The sequence below is a fragment of the Vibrio chemaguriensis genome, from assembly GCF_012275705.1.
GTDB classification, from domain to species: domain Bacteria; phylum Pseudomonadota; class Gammaproteobacteria; order Enterobacterales; family Vibrionaceae; genus Vibrio; species Vibrio diabolicus.
On sequence record NZ_SHOE01000011.1, the window covers coordinates 125,779 to 148,026 of the forward strand.

Here is a 22,248-nt window from a genome sequence, read left to right on the forward strand (position 1 = left end):
TTCTATTCCTGAATGACGACCAAATCATCGCGATGAATCACCTCAGAGCCATAATCATGCCCCAAAATAGAGATGATATCTTTACTGTGCTTACCAGTAATTTTAGTTAGGTCATCACTTGAGTAGGCGCTGATGCCACGAGCCACCAACTTACCGTGAGAATTTGTTACACGCGCCACTTCGCCTCGTGCAAAGTCACCACTTACTTTGATTACCCCTTTAGCAAGTAGGCTACTGCCCTTACCGACCACAGCATTTACCGCACCGTCATCAATAATGATGTCGCCCGATGCCGCAGGTCCCGCCAGAATCCAGCGTTTACGGTTTTCTAAAGCTTCAGCGCAAGGTAGGAAGCGTGTGCCTTGTGGCTCTGCACTCAAAGAGTCAAAGATAACATTCGGTGCACTACCGGCAGCAATAATAACCTCGATACCAGCGCGGCGAGCGATGTCTGCGGCTTGCAGCTTCGTTGCCATACCGCCAGTACCCAATGTTGTACCACTTCCTCCTGCGATTTTACGCAGCGTATCGTCGATGGTTTTTACTTCCTTGATCAACTCTGCATTTGGGTCTTTACGAGGGTCAGCAGTAAACAGACCTTTTTGGTCAGTTAAAAGCAAGAGCTTATCTGCGCCACACAAAATGCCCACCAAAGCGGAAAGGTTGTCGTTATCGCCCACTTTAATCTCACTGGTCGCAACGGCATCATTTTCGTTTACGATAGGAATAATATCGTTCGCAACGAGCGCATTGATGGTGTCACGTGCGTTTAAGAATCGCTCGCGATCTTCTAAATCAGCACGAGTTAGTAGCATTTGGCCGATCTTGATACCGTAAATACCAAACAAAGACTCCCATGTTTGAATCAAGCGACTTTGCCCTACCGCCGCAAGTAATTGTTTACTCGCCATCTCGTTGGGCAATGCGGGGTAACCAAGATGCTCACGGCCTGCTGCAATAGCACCAGACGAAACCATTACCACTGAATGGCCTTGTTTTTTAAGCTCAGCACACTGGCGCGCTAACTCAACCATGTGAGCACGGTCGAGTGCCAGAGTGCCGCCTGTCAGCACACTTGTACCCAGTTTCACAACGACAGTTTGTGGTTGTGAAACAACTGCATTTTGTTGATTCGTTGTCATGATGTCTTCTGAAGTGAAAAACAAATAAAGAGAGGATGTTTTAACAATCAAAGAGGGAATTAACAAGAGAAAAGGTGCGTTTTCGCACCTTTTTGTTTGGTATTAAATGAAAACAACCAAATTAAGCGAAATCGAAAGACTCCGTGTGATATTCGACTTCTAATTTGAAGTGTTCTTCTAAAGTATCAACCAGCTTTTGATGGAATGTGCTCTGCGTCAGATACACTTCCTCTACCGCTTTTTTAGGCAGGGCTTCAGATACCCATTGCCCTTCTTTGTTGTACTTGCCGATATGATATTTGGCAGTAAAGCCTCCTTCGATGGATTCTAAATCCATCCACCAGCCCCAAAATTCACGCTTCTCAGGCGATTTTTTGTCGTCTACACAAACAGATAGACAATCAAAATAATAGCGCCCTTCTTGCGATTGTGGTTCGCGCAGGTAAGGCCCTATCGCCTTCAACTTTGACATCAAGCGAAAGTGAGTCGGGCCCTGAGTCGTCTCTGACATATGAATCTCCGTTTTCATAGTTAAAAGTAAACACCCAAGAATGATTATTATTTTTAATTATCATGAGCTTATTTTTTGCTCAGATATATCACTTTTAACTAATTTAGGAGAATTGTCACCCTAATAATTCATCTTCTAGCCACTTTATGGCTAAATCGAGGGATTGCTCATATCCTTTTGTAATCGTTTTGGAACTGATTTTTTTCGCTCTGCCATACTGGCTAAACAGCGCGACGAGTTGGTTATCACTGTGTGGAGACACCGGATCGCCTTCAAGGCTCAAAGCTAAAATAGGTACTTTAGTTTTTCTACTGCTCAAGAAGCCCTGAACCTTCAATGACCAGGCCATCATCTGGCCCGCCATGCTATTAATATCAACCGCGCTTTTCCCTAAGCGAGAAGCCAACAGATCCAGATACATCTTCGGCATTTTTTGCAGCTTCTCAGGGGAAGTAAAAATATCATGTACGGGTGCGCCGAGGGCTACACAAGCTTTGATCTTCTCTTGCTCAACAAAAGAGAGTCGGATCATGGCATTACCACCAAAACGAAATCCAACTAACCCCACTTTGTGATGATCCACCCAAGGCAATGAATACAGCTCATTTAGTACCGCTTGGTGCAGACAGCTTGAGTTCTCAGTCAAAGGCCAGTGAGAACTGTGCCCTACCGAAGGCATGTCAACCGTCAACATCGCAATATCTCGTGGTGCAAGATGATTGCGGAACAAACGCCACATGTCGGTTTGTAACGTATCGAGACCAGCGCTCACCATCACCACAGGCAGTTGTTTGTCGGTTCTTGGCAAATGAAGATTCGCGATGATTTTGCGATTTTGGTAAGGCACTTCAATTTGCTTGATGGTGTACTTGGTCTTTTCTGCGCCGTCAGAATACGCTTTGTTTGCCAGCACTTGAGCCTGCAAGGCCAAATTATCATTCTTCAGATGTGGGTAGCCTGCGATACTAAAACACAAAGAAGCGGTGAAGAGTTCATCGGCGGCCTCCTCACCTTGCATTTCATTTGAACGCTTCTGATGCTCCATGCCGAGCTTAATCCACTCAAATGTCCAGTTGCCGTTGTGGTATCCCATTACGGTGTCTAACCAATCATCATTGGTTCGAGAGTGGGAAGAAGAAGCGATTTTAGAAAGCACACCTTCCATCTCTATCGGAGACAACCCTTGCCAAGCCCATTGCAAGCGGCGCAAATGACGATACCAAGCACGATCACCCTGCGCCTCTCGCTCATCAAGTATTTTTTGACTGGTCGGCATGTACTGGGTAAGCGCAGAGGTTTCTTTTGCTTGCTTATGTTTCACGAATAAAGTTTCGGAAAGATTTTTACTGACGTCTTCAGACATAGGAAGAACCTTAGGCTATTAGCATGAGTTGTTATGATAATAAAAAAAATGCCCCTATACAGGGGCATTTCTCAATATTCTTTAATAGCGTTTATTTTTGCTTGCGGTTTACAGGCTCAGCATACTGGATTGACATATCCCAAGGTTGTTCAATCCAAGTGTCTTGCTCGATATCTACCACATAATCATCTAGCAACGCTTTGCCTGAAGGTTTCGCACACACAGCGATCATCTTCGCTTTTGGATACATCTCACGTAGTTTGCGCGCCGTATCACCACTGTCTACTAGGTCTTCAACGATTAGGTAACCTTCACCATCGCCTTCAGGTGCTTTTAGTACCGTCATATCGCGCTGATGATCATGGTCGTAGCTTGAAATACAGATTGTATCAACGTAACGAATACCCAGTTCACGAGCCAAGATAGCGCCAGGAACCAAACCACCGCGGCTTACCGCCCAAATCCCTTTCCATTGCTCAGCTGGCATTTGTTTTTCAGCCAGTTCACGGCAGTAAGTCTGCATTGCATCCCAAGTGATAATGAATTTTTTACTCATTGTAATAACCTAATAATTTGAAAATATGCATCCTCAAAATCTAGCGAACTCACTCAAAAGCGGAATGCTCACTGACCTCTCCAAAACGTATGGAGATGAGGATTTCAAGCTGCGCAAACGATTATTCTACCGAAACACACCGCTAATACCAACGGTGATATCAAAATTCTCTGCCTATTCCGCAGAAAAACCGTCTTAAGTGAACAACGTGAAAAAAGAAAAAGCCAGCGTGAATAAATCCACACTGGCTTTTTGCTCGAGAAATTAACCGACGAGGTATTTGACGATGAAGATGGCAGACATCACCCACACACTCATCGACACTTCACGGCCCTTGCCGCTGAATAATTTGATCGCCGAGTACGCGATAAAGCCTAACGTAATACCCTCTGCAATCGAGAACGTTAATGGCATCACCAAACAAGTCACAACAACTGGTGATGCTTCCGTTAGGTCACGCCAATCAATGCTTACCAGCCCAGACAGCATCAAAATCGCGACATAGAACAGAGCGCCCGATGTTGCGTAAGCTGGGATCATTCCTGCTAGCGGTGAGAACAATAGAGCAAGTAGGAAGAGTACACCAACAACCACTGCTGTTAGACCAGTACGACCACCAGCAGCCACACCAGAAACACTCTCAATGTAAGATGTGGTGTTTGAGGTACCGAGTAATGCACCTACTGACGTTGCCGTTGAGTCTGCAAGTAACGCTTTGTTTAGACGCGGGATGTTGCCATTCTCATCCGTGAGGCCTGCTTTTTGAGAAACACCAACTAGCGTACCTGCGGTATCAAACAAATCGACAAATAGGAAAGCGAACACAACGGAAATCATGCCAACTTCAAACAAACCAGAGAAATCCAGTTGCATGAAAGTGGGTGCAATGCTTGGTGGCGTTGACATAATGCCGCCCCACTGCACATCACCAAATAGAAGGCCAAGCGCTGTAACACCAAGAATGGCGATCATCACCGCACCTTTCACACCACGGTGAACAAGCGCGATAGTAAGGAAGAAACCAATCGCAGCCAATACAGATGGCAATGATGTGATGTCTCCCATAGAAACTAATGTCGCAGGGTTATCAACGACGATGCCTGCATTTTTTAATGCGATAAATGCTAAGAAAAGACCGATACCGGCTGAAATACCAGTTCGAAGAGAATGCGGGATCGAGTTAATAATCCACTCACGGATCTTAAATATACTCAAAAGAATAAACAGCAGGCCTGAAACAAACACCGCCGCTAACGCAACTTGCCACGTATAGCCCATTCCCAACACAACAGAGTAAGTGAAAAATGCGTTCAGCCCCATTCCTGGTGCTTGTGCAATTGGGTAGTTGGCAACAAATCCCATGATGAAACAGCCGATAGCGGCCGCAAGACAAGTTGCAACAAAAATGGCACCACGGTCCATACCGGTATCCGACAGGATCGCTGGGTTTACAAAAATAATGTAAGCCATGGTTAGGAAGGTGGTAACACCTGCAATGATCTCAGTGCGCACATTTGTGCCATTGTCACTGAGCTTAAAAAGCCTCTCGAGCATGATCGAATCCTGTAAAGGTAAAAAAGTAAACGGTTGCGTAATCGATTGGCGGGAATTATAAAGTTATCAAATAGCAAATTCTAGATAGAATCTTCACTCTAATGCGATTTTTTTCTTTGGATATGAAACCCATTCGCTAATTCTTAGAAGCAAAACAGAAAATATATTCTTATAAAACAACAATTAATAATTATTGCTCAGAACCCAACAACAGAATAAAAACTGAACAATGTACTAAACTTTCAAATAGAAACTGGGCGTTTTAAGCGTCATATCTAGGTGGATTTGACGGGAAAGTCGATAAAACTGAAGAACGGAGAATAGAATCCAGCCTTGATGGCAGAAAATATGTCAGAAAGAGAAAGTGGAGATAAAAAAACGCCACCCAATTTGGGTGGCGGCGAATCATGTCAGCACTATCACTGAAAAAAAATTCCAATTTATAGGGGTGAACAAACTGTTCGAGTCACATGCGTTGACTTCACTTAGTAGCCAAAGCTTGTTGGGTATACAAAGTTGCCGGTGTAAACAGACTTGCTATTCCAGAACATTGTACTTGGTAAACCTTTCATAACTATCACCTTTTAAATCAATTAAACATTCGTTGATTTCTCGGTTCCTTGGAGGCGATAAAACGGACTCATCCTTTGAGCATTTCATTCTTCTCTCAGAAGCTGGTTACAAATATACCACCAAGAAATTTAATTACAAGGATTTTAGTGACTAGAATCACAAAAAATATATAAATTGACCTTCATCAAAGTTTAACTGTAATTAAATTACAGTTTTGTGAATTAAAAAATAAAGCCACTTTCAGAATGTATGATAAAGAACACATAGTGCCTGTTATTGTGTTCACAAACTGTGACAGTTCTGAGAGAAATCCTTGTGCACGCGACTACTCGTACTCCTTATCTGGTGGTATGCTAAACGGCAATTTGAAGGCCAAATCGTCTAGCATTTAATGCTATCTCGACAATATTTTTACGGTATATATTTGGCAAAGCACATCAAAAGGAGTCCTCCGTGTCTGAGTTCCATTCTGAGATCAGTACCTTATCACCTGCTCCACTTTGGCAGCTTTTCGATAAGATTTGTTCTATCCCTCACCCATCTAAACATGAAGAAGCATTAGCACAGTACATTATCAACTGGGCAACAGAGCAAGGCTTTGACGTTCACCGTGATCCAACCGGTAACGTGTTCATCAAAAAGCCCGCGACACCTGGAATGGAAAATAAGAAAGCTGTTGTACTTCAAGCACACATCGACATGGTGCCGCAGAAAAACGAAGACACCGAACACGACTTCACCAAAGATCCAATCCAACCTTACATCGATGGCGAATGGGTAACGGCGAAAGGCACGACGCTTGGTGCAGATAACGGGATTGGTATGGCTTCTTGCCTTGCTGTATTGGCATCTAAAGACATTAAGCACGGCCCAATCGAAGTTCTGCTGACGATTGATGAAGAAGCAGGCATGACTGGCGCATTTGGTCTTGAGGCTGGTTGGTTAGAAGGTGAGATCCTTCTAAACACAGACTCTGAACAAGAGGGCGAAGTCTACATGGGTTGCGCCGGTGGTGTTGATGGCACCATGACTTTCGATATTTCTCGAGAAGCAACACCTGCAGGTTTCGTAACACGCCAACTGACGCTGAAAGGCCTAAAAGGTGGTCACTCAGGTTGTGACATTCACACAGGTCGCGGTAATGCCAACAAATTACTTGGTCGTTTCCTCGCGGGTCATGCGCAAGAGCTTGATTTACGTTTGGTAGAATTCCGTGGTGGTAGCTTACGTAATGCAATCCCTCGCGAAGCGTTTGTCACTGTCGCTCTTCCTGCTGAAAACCAAGACAAACTTTCAGAGTTGTTCGATCACTACACTGATCTGCTTAAAACTGAGCTGGGTAAAATCGAAACAGGTATCGTAACCTTTAATGAATTGCTTGCTAGTGACGCACAAGTATTTTCAATCGCCGATCAGCAACGCTTCATTGCCGCACTTAACGCTTGTCCAAATGGTGTCATGCGCATGAGCGACGAAATTGAAGGTGTGGTCGAAACGTCACTGAACGTTGGCGTGATCACTACTGAAGAAAATAAAGTGACAGTTTTGTGTCTGATTCGCTCTTTGATTGACTCTGGCCGCAGCCAAGTTGAGAGTATGCTACGTTCAATTGCTGAATTAGCAGGCGCACAAATTCAGTTCTCAGGTGCTTACCCTGGCTGGAAGCCAGATGCAGATTCCGAGATCATGGCAATTTTCCGTGATATGTATGAAGGCATTTACGGTCATAAGCCGAACATCATGGTCATCCATGCTGGTCTTGAGTGTGGCCTATTTAAAGAACCATACCCACACATGGATATGGTTTCTTTCGGTCCAACAATAAAATTCCCTCACTCACCAGATGAGAAAGTGAAGATTGATACTGTTCAGTTGTACTGGGATCAGATGGTAGCGCTTCTAGAGGCAATTCCAGAGAAAGCGTAATTCAATCACGAAATACAACAAAGGGTGCTTTACGGCACCCTTTGTTGTTTGGCTGGACCAATTTACACGCGATTTTGCGTATAAGCAGCTAGCTCATCCATTGAGGTTTGTGCAACGACTTCGCCATCAATGTAGTAAGTGACAAACTCACCATCGCGCACACCCATGAGTATCGCCTTCTCGCCGTTATTGTAAGTAATATCCATTTGAACAGTATTCTCATCGATTTGCTGCATTCGACCCTGCTCAATAACACGGTTATTCGCTAACGGTGCAATTGGCGCCGTCGTTAACGATTTATCTAACTGGTGGTTTACATCGATGTAAGTATCCATCTTTGTATCGAAGATATGTGGCTTACCATTTAAAGGGTTCTTACCCGTCCAAAACTCTAGAGAGTTAAACACGATGTAGTCCGCCGCGATTGCGACACCATAAACAGGTGCTAAAAGCATGTTTAGACCACCTCGAGCGTAACGGTTATCTACAGCTTTCAAGTTAAACCCCATGACATAACCTGTCACGGCATTACTGCCAACGCAACCTGAAAGTGAAACTGCTACAGCAGTCAATGCACCAATTTTAGCAATTGCCTTTTTCATCAAAACCTCTAGTTAGAAATGTTAGACCTCAAATTCGGCGCGGATATTATCGGATAAAAAGTAGGGTTAAAAGTCCGTTTTTTTGTCCCTCATTATCAGTATTATTTTTAATACAGTCACATTTTTTAAGCCTATGATTGCTCTTCCTTCTGTACCTCTCGTTATGTATTAAACTGATAGAAAAGATCATATTGAAAACAAAAACTTCACACATGCTGAGATTTCGCGCATGACGATTAAAGTAATTTGTCGTGTCCTTAATGAGAATGATTAGTGCGATTTTGCAGCAATTGTTACATTGCCGATAACGCATTTGACAGAGATGGTTTATGGCCAGAAGTAAAAAAAGCAAAGTGTTTGAGCTCTTAGGGCATCAAATACAACCAGGACAACGATTAGAGATCGAATTTGAAGCAGCGAAGCTATACACACATTCGCCTTTATCTATTCCTGTGGAAATCATCCATGGGAAACAAGAAGGGCCTGTGTTAATGGTCAATGCTGCTATCCATGGTGATGAGCTTAATGGCGTAGAAATCGTTCGTCAGATCATTAACCAACTGGATCCACAAAAACTGAAAGGCACTGTCATTGCAGTACCTATCGTTAACGTGTTTGGTTTCATCCATAAATCACGGTACTTGCCCGATCGACGAGATCTCAACCGTTGCTTTCCTGGCAGTGAAAAAGGCGCGCTTGCATCTCGAATGGCACACGGGTTCTTTAACAACATTGCCAAGCGTTGTGACTACATCTTGGATCTGCACACCGGAGCCATTCACCGCACGAACCTGCCACAGATTCGCGCAAACTTAAGCAACCCAGAAACTCTGCGTATTGCTCAGGCGTTTGCGACGCCAGTGATTGTTGACTCAGCATTGCGTGATGGCTCTTTACGCAGTGAAGCAGAAAAATGTGATATCCCCGTGCTAACCTACGAGGCTGGCGAAGCATTGCGTTTTGATCCACTGTCAATCAGCGCTGGTGTACTCGGGGTTCGGCGTGTAATGCAAGCCATTGGCATGCTGCGCGCTAGCCGAAAAAAGCTGCCTGAGCCTATCATAGCGAAGTCCACCAGCTGGGTTCGTGCGTCAGGTAACGGTATTTTGCGTACTGTCGTTAATCTGGGAGACAAAGTGGAACAGGGTGAAACGCTCGCCTATATCAGCTCTCCTCTTGGACATGATGAGGTAGAGCTCAAAGCGCCAAAGCGTGGCTTGGTGATCGGTCAACAAACTTTGCCACTGGTTAATGAAGGCGATGCGATCTTCCACCTTGCTTACTTCAACCAAGGTGATGATTCGGTAGAACAAGCCGTTGAAAGTTACATTGAAGGACTGACCGAGTTCGATGTCGAGCCACTGACTACCGGACAGATCCCGTTAGAAACTCAGTAATTCCTACCAAGTACGCACTTGATTAGCTCGAAAGGAGCAACAGTGCTCGCACCATTTTGTTTAAAAGCCAATGAGCTCAGCGTCCATGATGCTGGGCTTTTTGTTTTCTGTAAGCTAACGATACTCATCGTAGTTTCCACAAATGGATAAAAAACTTTACAAGCCATCGCAAAAACACATTTGATAATTAATCTCATTATCATTTATTAATCGTAATAATGTTCTTATAATCCGAGCTTCATAAAAACACTATAAATCATCAATATGAAACGATTAAAAAGTCATCCATTCAAAGTAAATCTCATTTCACTGACTTTGCTCTTCCCTCTTTATTCATATGCCGAGACAACGCCAAATGAAGAGCTCGAAGTCATCGGTGTGCGTTATGCCAAACCCATCACCGTTGCTGAGCCTGCGCAAACCACCATTAATTGGTCAGAGATTGAAGAGCAACAGTACTCCAATTTTGCCTCAATGATCGATGCCGTTCCGGGCGCATCATTAGATGGCGGCGGCCGTTCCGGCGGCGAACGTATTAATATTCGTGGTTTTGATGATCCAAGCGATATCGCCGTATTTGTCGATGGCGCTCCAATTGGCTTTCAACAATACCGCTACGGAACTTTCTTTTTTGATCCGTTCTTGATTGGTGAAGCAGAAATTATCAAGGGCGCGCACGACTATCGAGCACTCAACGGAAAGTTTGGTGGCTCCATTCGCATTAAAACCAAAAGTGTCGATGATCTCCTTTATGGCGACAGAAACTTTGGTGCTCGCATCTCAAGTGCATATAACAACAACGGCGATGAGAATGCCTACACGCTAACACTCTATGGTAAAAACGATGCTGGTTTTTATTTTCTAGCGAATGGCTCGGTAAAAGATTCTGATGACATTAAAGTCGGTGGTGGTGAAACGCTGGATTACTCAGGTTACGAGCAAGAAAACATGCTCGTAAAAGTCGGTTATGAAAACAACGATCACGAGTTTGAAATTAGCCACACTCGCTACAAAGATGAAGGTCGTAAACCTTGGGCTAACCGCCGCGGAAAAATGCCTAACATCACTGAGTACAACATCAAGAAATACGGCTCATTAGAAAAAGCCCAATACGCATACACCGTCGATAATAAATACACGGATAACACCACGACCATCTCTTACCACTACATGCCGACTAACCCGTATATTGATTTCAATATCAAAATGGCACGTTCTGAAAACGATCGTCACTGGGTTCGCCCTGACGTGGCATTCGAGAAAATGTTCGTTTCTGTTGGCAGTTACGGTCACGAGTCTTGGTTGAGTTACGAGCGTGACTATGTTGATGTGTTTAACCAAGCGCAGTTCGGAGACCACACTCTAGTGACAGGGCTTCAATATCAAAAAACCGATAGAGACTCATTAGTATTCAACGCATCATACGACAGTAATGAAGCCAAAAACTACGGTTGGTATACCCCTTACTACGAACCATCTGGCACTCAGTCAATTTATGCGGCTTACATTGCTGATCACTATCAAGCAACAGACCGTCTAACCATCACACCTTCTCTGCGTTACGAATACATCAAGAGTGAAGGAAAAGGGAACGCCGCGCCGGATTATAATGATCCAGCCGCCGGGCATGACTACGGTGAAACGACGCATAAAGGCTTTAGCCCACGTTTGGATATCGACTTTGATGCGACCGATAATACGCGTTTAAACGCCTCCTACGCCTACGCTTTAAAAGCACCAACCGTTGATAACATCTACTCAGTGCAATATGCGCGAGCTACCGCTACGACTACTGCTTTGAATCTGGACGTGTCTCGTATCCATGCTTATCAAGCAAGCGTTATCAACTTAACGGAAGGGCTGGTGAACTCTCGCGATAACCTCGCAACAGAGTTAACTTTGTTCTATAACGATGTTAGCGACACAGTTGATATACGAACGGGCGAAAACCTCGACACAAATACTACTGAGTTACAAAGCTGGAATACAAACCTAGATGGCTTTAAAAACTACGGCTTTGAGCTAATTTCACAATACCGGATTGAAGATTTCTACAGTAATTTCTCAGCAAGTTACATTCGCGGCAAAAACAAAGGCAGTCTATCTGACTCCACAGGTTCAGATGATGATCACCCTGATGTGCCACCATTAAATATCAACTTAGGTTTAGGTTACGAATGGATTCCAGGTTTACGCACTGGCTGGGAAGTCCGTTGGTATGATGCGCAAACCAAAACCAAGGCAAGCGGTAACAATTTAAAAGTGAAATCGCCAAGTGAGCAATACACGCTACAAAACGCTTACGTGGTTTGGGAAATACAACAAGTCGAAGGCTTGAGTGTTGGCGCGGTTGTGAAAAACTTAACCGATCGTTACTACGAAGCATACCTATCTAATGGCGTGCCTTCGCCTGGTCGCGAAGTCAAACTGCACCTCACTTATCAATACTAACCATACCTAAAAGATGCAGGGCAGACATTAACTGCCCTGCTGTTTCTTAACGAACAACCATAATTGCACACCGTTTTATTTATCAGTACTATCATTTCTTTTTGCTTGCATACACACTATGAACAACTTAAAAACATTGTTTCTTCTTGCTTGCTTCGTTCCAGCAAGTCAAAGCCTGGCACAGACTTCTGAGAGCATTGCTGACTACTTACAAGAGCAGAGTCAGCACCAAGTTATTGAGGATCATTACGCACAACCAACAACAAATAATCTGAATCTAGACGCCAAAACAAACGCGTTAACTTGGCATGAAGATGGAAAGCCGGATCACTGTCGTTATGCCAAGCAGCCTAAAGACGTCGCAACGCATTTCGACTACGGTGAAGCAAACGATCTATCTGACGGATTGCAACACTTTGATTTACCAGAGAGGCACTCGGCAAAGGGCAAGTCAACACATCGCACTTATGCTAATAACCCTCACCTTCTTCTTGGCAATAAACAATTTGCAGCCCCTGAAGACGGTACGTTTAGTCTGTCAGTATCTTCGGATTGTTTTTAAGTCGATACAATAAAAAATGCCCTGAGACAAAGCTCAGGGCATTTTCACTTTTTGTTTGATGGGTGACGTCACCATCTCACCGACTTGAATCTATTCTTCGTCAGCGTCTACTTCAGCGTCACGTGCTTTGCGGGCTTCTTCTTTACGAACTTTTGCCGCTAGTTGTTCTGCTTCACGCTCTTGACGTTGCGCTGCTTTACGCTCGTTACGAACCACTTGGTTTTGGATAAAACCAGACAGTTCTTGTTCAGCCCAAGCTTGTGCTTTCTCTTCGCTGTCAAAGCCAGTTTCACGCTTTGATACTACAGTCTTACGAGATGTCACTTGGCGAGTGATTTCTGCGCTCCAGCCGTTACGTTTTTCAGTGACGCGGATAGCAAATTTTGGATTCTTAGACATTTCTTTCATTTCCTAAGGGATTTAGGGATCAATCAGGGATTCGGTCAACTTGATAACTCCATCTAAGCTGAGCTGTTTAACACCATCCCTTGGTAAGCGCGGTATTAGAGCATAAAAGTAATCTAAACGCTGCAAGTTTTTTACGCGAGATAATAGATGACAAAGAAGAGGCAGAACAAAGCAACGTTTCGCCTAGTCACGAGAAAGAGCGACGAAGAAAAAAGAGTAATAAGAAAAAAGAAAGCGCTGGTCTCTCAACCAACGCTTTACTTAAGCTAGATTAACCTTTGGTTAATTAACCGATATTCTTACGGGCATTTTGGAACATACGCATCCAAGCACCATTTTCACCCCAACCTTCCGGAGCCCAAGAGTTTGCAACTGTGCGGAATACGCGCTCTGGGTGAGGCATCATGATAGTTACGCGACCGTCTGCTGTTGTTAAACCGGTAATCGCGTTTGGCGAACCGTTCGGGTTGTTCGGGTATTGTTGTGTTGGGTTACCGAGGTTATCCACGTAACGAACCGCAACCGTACATGATGCCTCGATCGCTGCTAGGTGCTCTGCATCACGTACTTCTACACGCCCTTCTCCGTGGGAAACCGCGATTGGCATGCGCGAACCAGCCATTCCGTCGAAGAATACAGAATCAGATTTCTGAACTTCAACTAGGCTAAAGCGCGCTTCAAAACGCTCAGATTCGTTACGAACAAAACGTGGCCACAAGTCTGCACCCGGGATCAGCTCTTTCAGGTTAGAAAGCATCTGACAACCGTTACATACACCTAAAGAGAACGTCTCTTTACGGTTAAAGAAGGCTTGGAACTGTTCACGAGCTTGTGCGTTAAACAGGATAGACTTAGCCCAACCCTCACCCGCACCTAGTACGTCGCCGTAAGAGAAGCCACCACAAGCTACTAGGCCATGGTATTCATCCAGTACCGCTTGACCCGTTAGGATATCGCTCATATGGATGTCGGTTGCTTCAAAACCTGCGCGGTCAAACGCTGCAGCCATTTCAACGTGGGAGTTAACGCCTTGCTCACGTAGAATCGCCATCTTAGGTTTAGCACCTTTCGCAATGTAAGGCGCTGCAACGTCTTCATTTACGTCGAAGCTGAGCTTAACGTTTAGACCCGGGTCAGAGTTGTCTTTCTTAGCTTCGTGCTCTTGGTCAGCACACGCTGGGTTATCACGTAGACCTTGCATCTTATGCGTTGTTTCAGCCCAGATAACGCGTAGTTCGGTACGTGAGCGTTCAAGCACAACTGCATCACCAGAAGAGATAATAAAGTCGTCTGAAGCGTTAACTGAACCAATCACATGTGAACATGCCTCTAAGCCGTTTGCCGCCAGAGTAGATAGAACTGAATCCAGATCATCATTCTTAACTTGAACAACCGCACCTAGCTCTTCGTTAAATAGAACGGCTAGCGCATCATCACCCAGCTCTGCGATGTTCGCTTTTACGCCACAGTGACCCGCGAACGCCATCTCAGCCAGTGTAACAAATAGACCGCCGTCGCCCTTATCGTGGTAAGCCACTAGCTTGTCATCACGTACTAACGCTTGCATTGCATCAAAGAAGCCTTTTAGCTGCTCTGCGTTATCTACGTCAGCAGGTTTATCACCAAGCTGTTTGTATACTTGTGCCAATGCTGTCGCACCTAAGCGGTTTTTGCCGTTACCCAAGTCAACAAGAACTAGAGAAGTATCGCCTTTGTCAGTGCGTAGTTGTGGAGTCACGGTCTTACGTACGTCTTCCACACGACCAAATGCCGTGATAACTAGCGACAGTGGAGAAGTGACTTCTTTACTCTCGCCGTTCTCCTCCCACTTGGTTTTCATCGACATGGAGTCTTTACCAACTGGGATCGTCAAACCTAATGCAGGACAGAGCTCTTCACCCACCGCTTTGACTGCTTCATAAAGACCGGCATCTTCACCTGGGTGACCCGCTGGCGACATCCAGTTCGCAGACAGTTTAATGTGTTTAATATCACCGATTTCTGTTGCCGCAATGTTCGTTAGTGACTCACCAACCGCTAGGCGAGCCGATGCACCAAAGTCTAGTAATGCCACTGGCGTGCGCTCACCCATCGACATTGCTTCGCCGTGGTAAGTGTCATAGCTTGCCGCTGTTACTGCACAGTTTGCTACTGGTACCTGCCAAGGGCCAACCATTTGATCACGAGCAACCAGACCCGTTACTGTTCGGTCACCGATAGTAATTAGGAATGTTTTTTCTGCAACCGCTGGAAGACGAAGTACGCGATCCACCGCTTCATTAAGCTCAATACCTTCACGAACAATGGCAGGGCTTTCCACTTTTAGTGTGGTTGCGTCACGGTGCATCTTCGGTGGCTTACCAAGTAGGATATCCATTGGCATATCGATTGGCGTATTGTCGAAGTGAGAATCTTCTAGCGTTAGATGACGCTCTTCTGTCGCCACACCCACCACTGCATATGGTGCGCGTTCACGCTTACAGATTGCATCGAATGATTCCATGTTTTCTGGCGCTACCGCAAGAACGTAACGTTCCTGTGATTCATTACACCAAATTTCTAGCGGACTCATGCCCGGCTCATCGTTTGGTACATCGCGTAATTGGAACTTACCGCCACGCTCACCGTCGTCGACAAGTTCAGGCAATGCGTTAGAGATACCGCCTGCACCCACATCGTGGATAAATGCGATTGGGTTGTCGTCGCCTAACTGCCAACAACGGTCGATCACTTCCTGACAGCGACGTTCCATCTCTGGGTTTTCACGCTGTACTGACGCGAAGTCCAGATCTTCTGCTGACTGACCAGATGCCATGGAAGATGCCGCACCACCACCAAGACCGATGTTCATTGCCGGACCACCAAGTACGATTAAGCTCGCACCCACTGGAATTTCTTTCTTCTGCACGTGTTCGTCACGAATGTTACCCATACCACCAGCAATCATGATTGGTTTGTGGTAACCACGGATTTCTTCACCCGCGTGAGAGGTCACTTTTTCTTCGTAAGTACGGAAGTAACCCAATAGATTTGGACGGCCAAATTCGTTGTTGAATGCCGCGCCGCCTAGAGGACCTTCAAGCATGATGTCTAGCGCGTTAACAATACGACCTGGCTTGCCAAAGTCGGTTTCCCATGGCTGTTCAAAACCAGGAATACGTAAGTTAGAGGTTGTAAAACCAACCAGACCCGCTTTTGGCTTACCGCCGATACCCGTCGCGCCTTCGTCACGGATCTCACCGCCTGAACCAGTCGATGCGCCCGGCCATGGAGAGATTGCCGTTGGGTGGTTGTGCGTCTCTACCTTCATCAAGATGTGTGCATCTTCATGGTGGTAGGTATATTGGCGTGATTTTGGATCTGGGAAGAAACGACCCGCTTTAGAACCCGCCATAACGGCCGCGTTGTCTTTGTATGCAGACAGTACATAGTCAGGTGTCGTTTCGAACGTGTTTTTGATCATTTTGAACAGAGACTTAGGTTGATCTACCCCGTCGATAGTCCAATCTGCGTTAAAAATTTTGTGGCGACAGTGCTCTGAGTTCGCCTGAGCAAACATCATCAATTCAATATCGTTTGGGTTACGCCCAAGCTTAGTAAAGTTCTCTACCAAGTAATCAATTTCATCTTCTGCGAGTGCCAAGCCAAGGGAAACGTTTGCCTCTTCCAGCGCAAGACGACCGCCCGCTAAGATATCAACATGCGCCACTGGCTTAGGTTCTGCGACTGTAAACAGCGCTGACGCAGCTTCAAATTCTGTAAATACCGTTTCCATCATGCGGTCATGAATTAACGCTTTGACAGCGCCAACTTGAGCATCTGATAGAACAACTGAAGATTCGATATAATAAGCCGTACCGCGCTCTAGACGTTTCACTTTATCCAGGCCACAGTTAACAGCTATATCGGTAGATTTAGAAGACCAAGGCGAGATAGTGCCTGGACGAGGCGTAACAAGAAGTAGAAGACCTTCTGGCTCATGCTCTTCGATGGTTGGGCCGTAAGTTAGTAACTTTTCAAGTTTTTCTAACTCTTGGTCATCAAGGTCAGACTTTAGATCGGCAAAGTGCATAAACTCGGCATAAATGCCAGTTACAGGCAGATCTTGTTCACGACAAAGTTCCAGTAGTTTATTAACACGAAACTCAGAAAGAGCTGGGGAGCCACGCAAAATTCTCATGTGCTTAGGTCTCTTATGCAATTGATTAAGGTGATATTGGAATAAATTCAGACACTTAAAATAAGCCCTGTCGAACCTATGCCGATTCCACCTCGTTATTGCGAGCGCATTATATAGCAATTGTTTTTGTGATGTAACACCAAAAGCAACCGTTTGCGTCATTTTTTTTGTCAAATTTGAATTGCGACTAAAATGTCGATAAAACACACAATGTCACGCTATAAGTGTGTGATTCACTTTGCCCCATGAGCTCGCTTTGATATAAAGGCAAATAGAAATTTCCTAAGATGTACCTATTAATGCAAATAAGCCAGCTCAACCGACTCAAGCGCAGCGCTCTAATTTTTGTTTCTGTGCTACTACTCTCTGCCTGCCAGATTGAGTCGGAACCCAAAAGTGAATTCGAAAAGATTCAGGAACGTGGCGTGCTTCGTGTTGGCACGCTAAACAATCAGCTTTCCTATTATATTGGTCCCGATGGTCCCGCTGGGTTGGATTACGAATTGGCGCGTCAGTTTGCGGAGCAGCTCGGCGTCAAGCTCGAGATTAAACCTGCCTTTCGTCAAGCCGAGCTTTTTCCTGCTCTTAAGAAAGGAGATATTGATCTCATCGCCACGGGCTTAAATCAAACATCACAAGCGGTAAAACGCTTTAGACCGGGCCCTGCTTACTATTATGTAAGCCAACAAGTTGTGTATAAAAAGGGGCAACTTCGACCACGTGATATCGAACAGCTGATTGAATACCAAGCATCGAAAGATAGCGAATCTGACGAAGATACAAATGCAGGCGCACAAACATTAAAGATCGTCGAACAATCGCAATATGTTCCGACCCTAACCGCATTAAAGAAGCAATACCCAGAGCTACAGTTTGAAATTGTTGGCGATGCTGATACGAGAGACTTACTTAAATATGTATCCACTGGTGAGTTGCGTTTTACTGTGACTGACTCTGTAGAACTTTCCCTAGCTCAGCGCCTTTACCCCGATCTTGCGCTCGCGTTTGAACTTACAGAAGATCAACCAGTATCGTGGTTTACTCGACGCTCTGAAGACGAAAGTTTGTATGCGATGCTGATAGAGTTTTTCGGTAACATTAAACAATCAGGAGAACTGTCCACTCTCGAAGAGAAGTACATTGGTCATATTGAAGCATTTGACTACGTTGATACTCGCGCATTCATTCGAGCTCTGGATGACAAATTGCCTAAGTGGGCACCTTTATTCCAAAAGTACAGCGAAGAGTTCGACTGGCGCTTAATTGCAGCATTGGCGTATCAAGAATCACACTGGAAGCCAGCGGCAAAATCGCCAACGGGTGTTAGAGGGATGATGATGCTTACTCTGCCAACAGCGAAAAGCGTCGGGGTAACAAACCGTTTAGACCCTGAGCAATCTGTTCGTGGTGGTGTCGAGTACTTACGTCGCATTGTAGGTCGCGTGCCTGATAGCATCAACGAGCATGAAAAAATATGGTTTGCCCTGGCTTCATACAACATTGGCTATGGCCACATGATGGACGCACGACGACTTACTAAAGCGCAAGGTGGCGATCCAAACGCTTGGGCGGATGTAAAAGACAGATTGCCTTTACTGCGTCAGAAGCGTTACTACAGTCAAACTCGCTATGGGTACGCCAGAGGTGATGAAGCGCGTAATTACGTAGAAAATATTCGACGTTACTACCAATCCATCATTGGTCATGTCAGCCAAAGACCAGCGATTGATGAGAATAGCGATGACTTGCAAGTTATCCCGCCGCTCAACCCTGACATTTTGATATCAGGAGCAGTAGAGACCGTTGTAGAGCAAATATCTGGCGCTTCTGACGTCACGGTTGAAGAAGACACCGAACAAGAAAGCCCTGAAGAATAGACCCGCTGTAAACTAAAAAATGACGAGCCCATGAGCTCGTCATTTTTGTTGAGTCCTAGCGAAAACTTATCTAGAATCCAATATTCTGAGTGACACCAACCACACTCAATCATTCCTATGGTTGGTCGCCTTTTCTTCACCATTAGTTAAACTGATTGCTTTGTAACAGATTGCTTCGTAACCACATGGTTTAGCTCACTTGAGGAAGCGGCGCTTTCGGCTACGCTCTGCCGAAATAACGTCACTCCTATTATTAAGCATCGTATTGAAATTGTTTGCTGGCTCTGTGCAATGCAGAAGTCAAATGAAGAACGTTAAACCATCAAATGTTTAGTGCGATTATCGAGCCTATTGTAAAGCATCGATGAACCGCTATTTACTGGTATAAGTCTTGTCTGCAGGAGGTTTTGAATATGAGAAGACGTAGAGTGCAGTCAAAGCGTTTAAATAACACAGTAGCTGCTATCCGACGTAAACGTAAACTGACATGTATGAAAAAGAAAGTAAGTTCACGTAATCGTGTTTTTGTACATTTAGTCAATCACTAGTGCGTCCAAGCAAACATCTACCACGTTGTAGGTGTTTGCTAGCCCTCACTACTCCCACTACCTTGTTCGCTCTCTCCATTTTCTAATGCTTTTTGTGCTTGTTTCTTTGCTTTAATTTCCTTTCGGCGACGCTTAAAAAACGCTTGTAGCTGAGTGCGGCACTCATCTTCTAGCAGCCCCTTTTCAACTAAGGCGTAATGGTAAGCAGCTTGGCTTTCAAACAAATTAAGCACTGTTCCTGCTGCTCCCGCTTTTAAATCTGGCGCTCCAAAAACGACCCGCTTAACGCGGCTATGCAGTAAGGCTCCGGCACACATTGGACATGGCTCAAGTGTTACATACAAAGTCGTATCCAGAAGGCGGTAATTTTCTATCTTTTGGCCTGCTTTACGCAGTGTTTGAATCTCAGCATGTGCGGTAGCGTCATTAGTACCAATAGAGCGATTCCACCCCTCAGCGATAATTTCACCATCTTTGACAAGCACTGCGCCGACAGGTACTTCCCCCTCAGCTTCTGCTTGCTCAGCAAGCACCATCGCTCTGCGCATAAACAATTCATCTTGAGGGGTAAACGGATGGTTAGACAAAGGAGGCTCCAAAGAAACAAAAAACGATTGAATTCAGGAATTTTAGCACCAACTTCGGTTTCACTACAGCAACACATCACGGGACAAAGTTTGCAACTCCAAAAAACCTAGTTACAAGACCTATCGATGTTCGTTTTGCGAGAACAAAAAAGCGCAGATCGAAGACCTGCGCTTTTTGGCTGCCAATTAGCGGCTTTCACACCCTACACGTTTTTACATTGTGTAAGTGTAAGGAGCTTGAATGCCTAGCGGGATACCTACCATCCAATAAGCAACTAGGAAGATAGACCAACCGATCAGCATTGCGATCGAGAATGGCATCATTAGTGACGCAAGCGTACCGATACCAGCCGACTTCACATAACGCTGACAGTAAACCACTACAAGAGGGAAAAATACCATTAGAGGTGAAATGATGTTCGATACAGAGTCACCCACACGGTAAGCCGCTTGAGATAGCTCAGGCGAGATACCAACCGCCATTAGCATTGGCACTAGGATTGGACCAATTAAAGCCCATTTTGCCGATGCCGAACCAATAAGTAGGTTTACAGACGCGGTTAGAAGGATCATACCGATGATAGTCACTTCACCTGGTAGGTTCATCGCTTTTAAGCCTTCTGCGCCATACAACGCTAGCATCGTACCGATGTTTGACTGAGCAAATGCAGATAGGAACTGAGCACAGAAGAACGACATTACAATGTATGCGCCCATGGTCGACATAGTATCAGCCATCGCTTTGATAATGTCGTTGCTGGTCTTGAACGTTCCAGACACTTTACCGTAAACGTAACCAGGAATGATAAACAGAATAAAGATCAACGGCACGATAGACTTCATTATCGGTGCTGAGAAGGCCGTAATTTCACCTTCAGGCGAGCGAAGTGCTGATGTTTCTGGAATTAACGCTGCAACAAGTAAAGCAATACCCGCCATCATTGCCCAACCAGCATAACGAAATGCTTTTGATTCCAGTTCAGTAAATGAGCCTAGGTTTGGCGCAGTTTCCGCATCGTCATCAATTGGCATTTTTGACAAACGAGGCTCGATGATTTTCTCTGTCACGTACCAACCAATCGCTACAATAATGATGGAAGATAGGCCAGTAAAGAAGATGTTTGCTAATGGGTTAACCACGTATTCAGGATCAAGAACCTGCGCCGCGGTTTGCGTAAAGCCTGCAAGTAGTGGATCGATACCAGAAGGGATAAAGTTAGCAGAGAAGCCACCAGATACACCTGCAAATGCTGCCGCAATACCTGCTAGAGGGTGACGACCTGCCGCATGGAAGATAATACCGCCCAAAGGAATAACCAGAACATAGCCTGCATCTGCCGCAGTATGCGACACAATAGCAACCAAAATCAGCATTGGAGTAAGAAGCTTAGCTGGCGTGAAGTTCAACATCTTCTTAAGACCCGTCGTAATAAAGCCCGAAGAATCTGCAACACCCACACCTAGCATTGCGACAAGTACGATACCCAGTGGCGCAAAGCCAGTAAACGTCGTCACCATGTTAGCAAGGAAACTTGCTAGCGCTTCGCCCGTAAGTAAATTAGTGATGGTAAGAGCTTCGCCCGTTCGAGGGTTTGGAAGATCGAATGATACATTCGATAAAAGTGCTGACGCCGCCCAAGTAATGATCAATGCCCAGAAGAACAAAATCGCAGGATCAGGGATTTTGTTACCTGTCCTCTCGATAAAGTTTAAAAAGCGCTCCATCCCGCTCGGCTTCGATGATGGTGCCTTATTTACAGCTTGGTTACTCATGGTAACTCCATAGTGAATGATGTTGGTGCCAAGGCCTATTTGAGTAATTATGACGGCCTACTATCCAACGAGTATTCTAGTAAACACTAATGGAGAAAGCACAAGGTTCTATATTTTTTTTCATAATTGGAGACATATTTTGCAAAAACACCACTTCAATTAAACATAATAAAAACAGTAGCACATCAACTCGATTAACAGTTCAAAAACCATTTATTAACCGTGACAAATCCGGTAT

15 protein-coding genes are annotated in these 22,248 nt (G+C 45.0%); 5 read left to right on the forward strand and 10 right to left on the reverse strand.

Annotation, left to right across the window (positions count from 1 at the left end):
• Positions 1-2: 2 nt before the first annotated feature.
• The 5 genes from proB to EX191_RS12540 all read right to left on the reverse strand — a co-directional run bounded on the left by proB (position 3) and on the right by EX191_RS12540 (position 5,126).
• Positions 3-1,142, reverse strand: coding sequence for a glutamate 5-kinase (gene proB / locus EX191_RS12520; RefSeq protein ID WP_005391413.1), 1,140 nt, complete (start codon positions 1,140-1,142; stop codon positions 3-5).
• A 121-nt stretch (positions 1,143-1,263) separates the two neighbouring features.
• On the reverse strand, positions 1,264-1,653 hold the full coding sequence (gene crl / locus EX191_RS12525; protein WP_005391414.1) for a sigma factor-binding protein Crl: 390 nt from the start codon (positions 1,651-1,653) through the stop codon (positions 1,264-1,266).
• A 115-nt stretch (positions 1,654-1,768) separates the two neighbouring features.
• Positions 1,769-3,016: an esterase FrsA gene (frsA, locus tag EX191_RS12530; RefSeq protein ID WP_005391416.1), complete on the reverse strand. Its 1,248-nt coding sequence runs from the start codon at positions 3,014-3,016 to the stop codon at positions 1,769-1,771.
• Positions 3,017-3,107: 91 nt separating this feature from the next.
• The gene (gene gpt, locus EX191_RS12535; RefSeq protein WP_193447842.1) at positions 3,108-3,572 is read right to left on the reverse strand and encodes a xanthine phosphoribosyltransferase; all 465 of its coding nucleotides are present in this window, start codon (positions 3,570-3,572) and stop codon (positions 3,108-3,110) included.
• A 264-nt stretch (positions 3,573-3,836) separates the two neighbouring features.
• Entirely contained in the window at positions 3,837-5,126 is a 1,290-nt protein-coding gene (locus EX191_RS12540; RefSeq protein WP_150916378.1) for an NCS2 family permease, read from the reverse strand.
• Positions 5,127-6,152: 1,026 nt separating this feature from the next.
• Between EX191_RS12540 and EX191_RS12545 the strand changes: the two genes are divergently transcribed.
• Entirely contained in the window at positions 6,153-7,625 is a 1,473-nt protein-coding gene (locus EX191_RS12545; RefSeq protein WP_193447843.1) for a beta-Ala-His dipeptidase, read from the forward strand.
• A 62-nt stretch (positions 7,626-7,687) separates the two neighbouring features.
• Here EX191_RS12545 and EX191_RS12550 read toward each other — a convergent pair whose 3' ends face one another.
• Positions 7,688-8,227, reverse strand: coding sequence for a DUF3332 domain-containing protein (locus EX191_RS12550; RefSeq protein WP_012842079.1), 540 nt, complete (start codon positions 8,225-8,227; stop codon positions 7,688-7,690).
• Positions 8,228-8,556: 329 nt separating this feature from the next.
• On the opposite strand from EX191_RS12550, the gene EX191_RS12555 reads away from it, so the two are divergent.
• From EX191_RS12555 to EX191_RS12565, 3 genes are all read left to right on the forward strand, one after another.
• Positions 8,557-9,624 carry a succinylglutamate desuccinylase/aspartoacylase family protein gene (locus EX191_RS12555; RefSeq protein WP_005391426.1) on the forward strand — a complete coding sequence of 356 codons (1,068 nt, stop codon included), beginning with the start codon at positions 8,557-8,559 and terminating at the stop codon, positions 9,622-9,624.
• Positions 9,625-9,888: 264 nt separating this feature from the next.
• Complete coding sequence (locus EX191_RS12560; RefSeq protein ID WP_193447844.1) at positions 9,889-12,075, forward strand: TonB-dependent receptor domain-containing protein; 2,187 nt, start codon at positions 9,889-9,891, stop codon at positions 12,073-12,075.
• Positions 12,076-12,193: 118 nt separating this feature from the next.
• Entirely contained in the window at positions 12,194-12,637 is a 444-nt protein-coding gene (locus EX191_RS12565) for a hypothetical protein (protein ID WP_046874316.1), read from the forward strand.
• A gap of 90 nt (positions 12,638-12,727) precedes the next feature.
• On the opposite strand, the gene EX191_RS12570 is transcribed toward EX191_RS12565, so the two are convergent.
• Together EX191_RS12570 and purL are read right to left on the reverse strand one after the other, a co-directional pair.
• Positions 12,728-13,036 carry a DUF3622 domain-containing protein gene (locus EX191_RS12570; RefSeq protein ID WP_193447845.1) on the reverse strand — a complete coding sequence of 103 codons (309 nt, stop codon included), beginning with the start codon at positions 13,034-13,036 and terminating at the stop codon, positions 12,728-12,730.
• Between the two features lie 295 nt (positions 13,037-13,331).
• A complete protein-coding gene (gene purL, locus EX191_RS12575; protein WP_193447846.1) occupies positions 13,332-17,225 on the reverse strand; it encodes a phosphoribosylformylglycinamidine synthase in 3,894 nt (1,297 codons plus the stop codon).
• A gap of 299 nt (positions 17,226-17,524) precedes the next feature.
• Between purL and mltF the strand changes: the two genes are divergently transcribed.
• Positions 17,525-19,102 carry a membrane-bound lytic murein transglycosylase MltF gene (gene mltF, locus EX191_RS12580; protein ID WP_182033352.1) on the forward strand — a complete coding sequence of 526 codons (1,578 nt, stop codon included), beginning with the start codon at positions 17,525-17,527 and terminating at the stop codon, positions 19,100-19,102.
• Positions 19,103-19,688: 586 nt separating this feature from the next.
• Here mltF and tadA read toward each other — a convergent pair.
• The gene (tadA, locus tag EX191_RS12585) at positions 19,689-20,198 is read right to left on the reverse strand and encodes a tRNA adenosine(34) deaminase TadA (protein ID WP_373273923.1); all 510 of its coding nucleotides are present in this window, start codon (positions 20,196-20,198) and stop codon (positions 19,689-19,691) included.
• Positions 20,199-20,450: 252 nt separating this feature from the next.
• Complete coding sequence (locus EX191_RS12590) at positions 20,451-22,010, reverse strand: AbgT family transporter (RefSeq protein ID WP_005383758.1); 1,560 nt, start codon at positions 22,008-22,010, stop codon at positions 20,451-20,453.
• Positions 22,011-22,248: the final 238 nt, after the last annotated feature.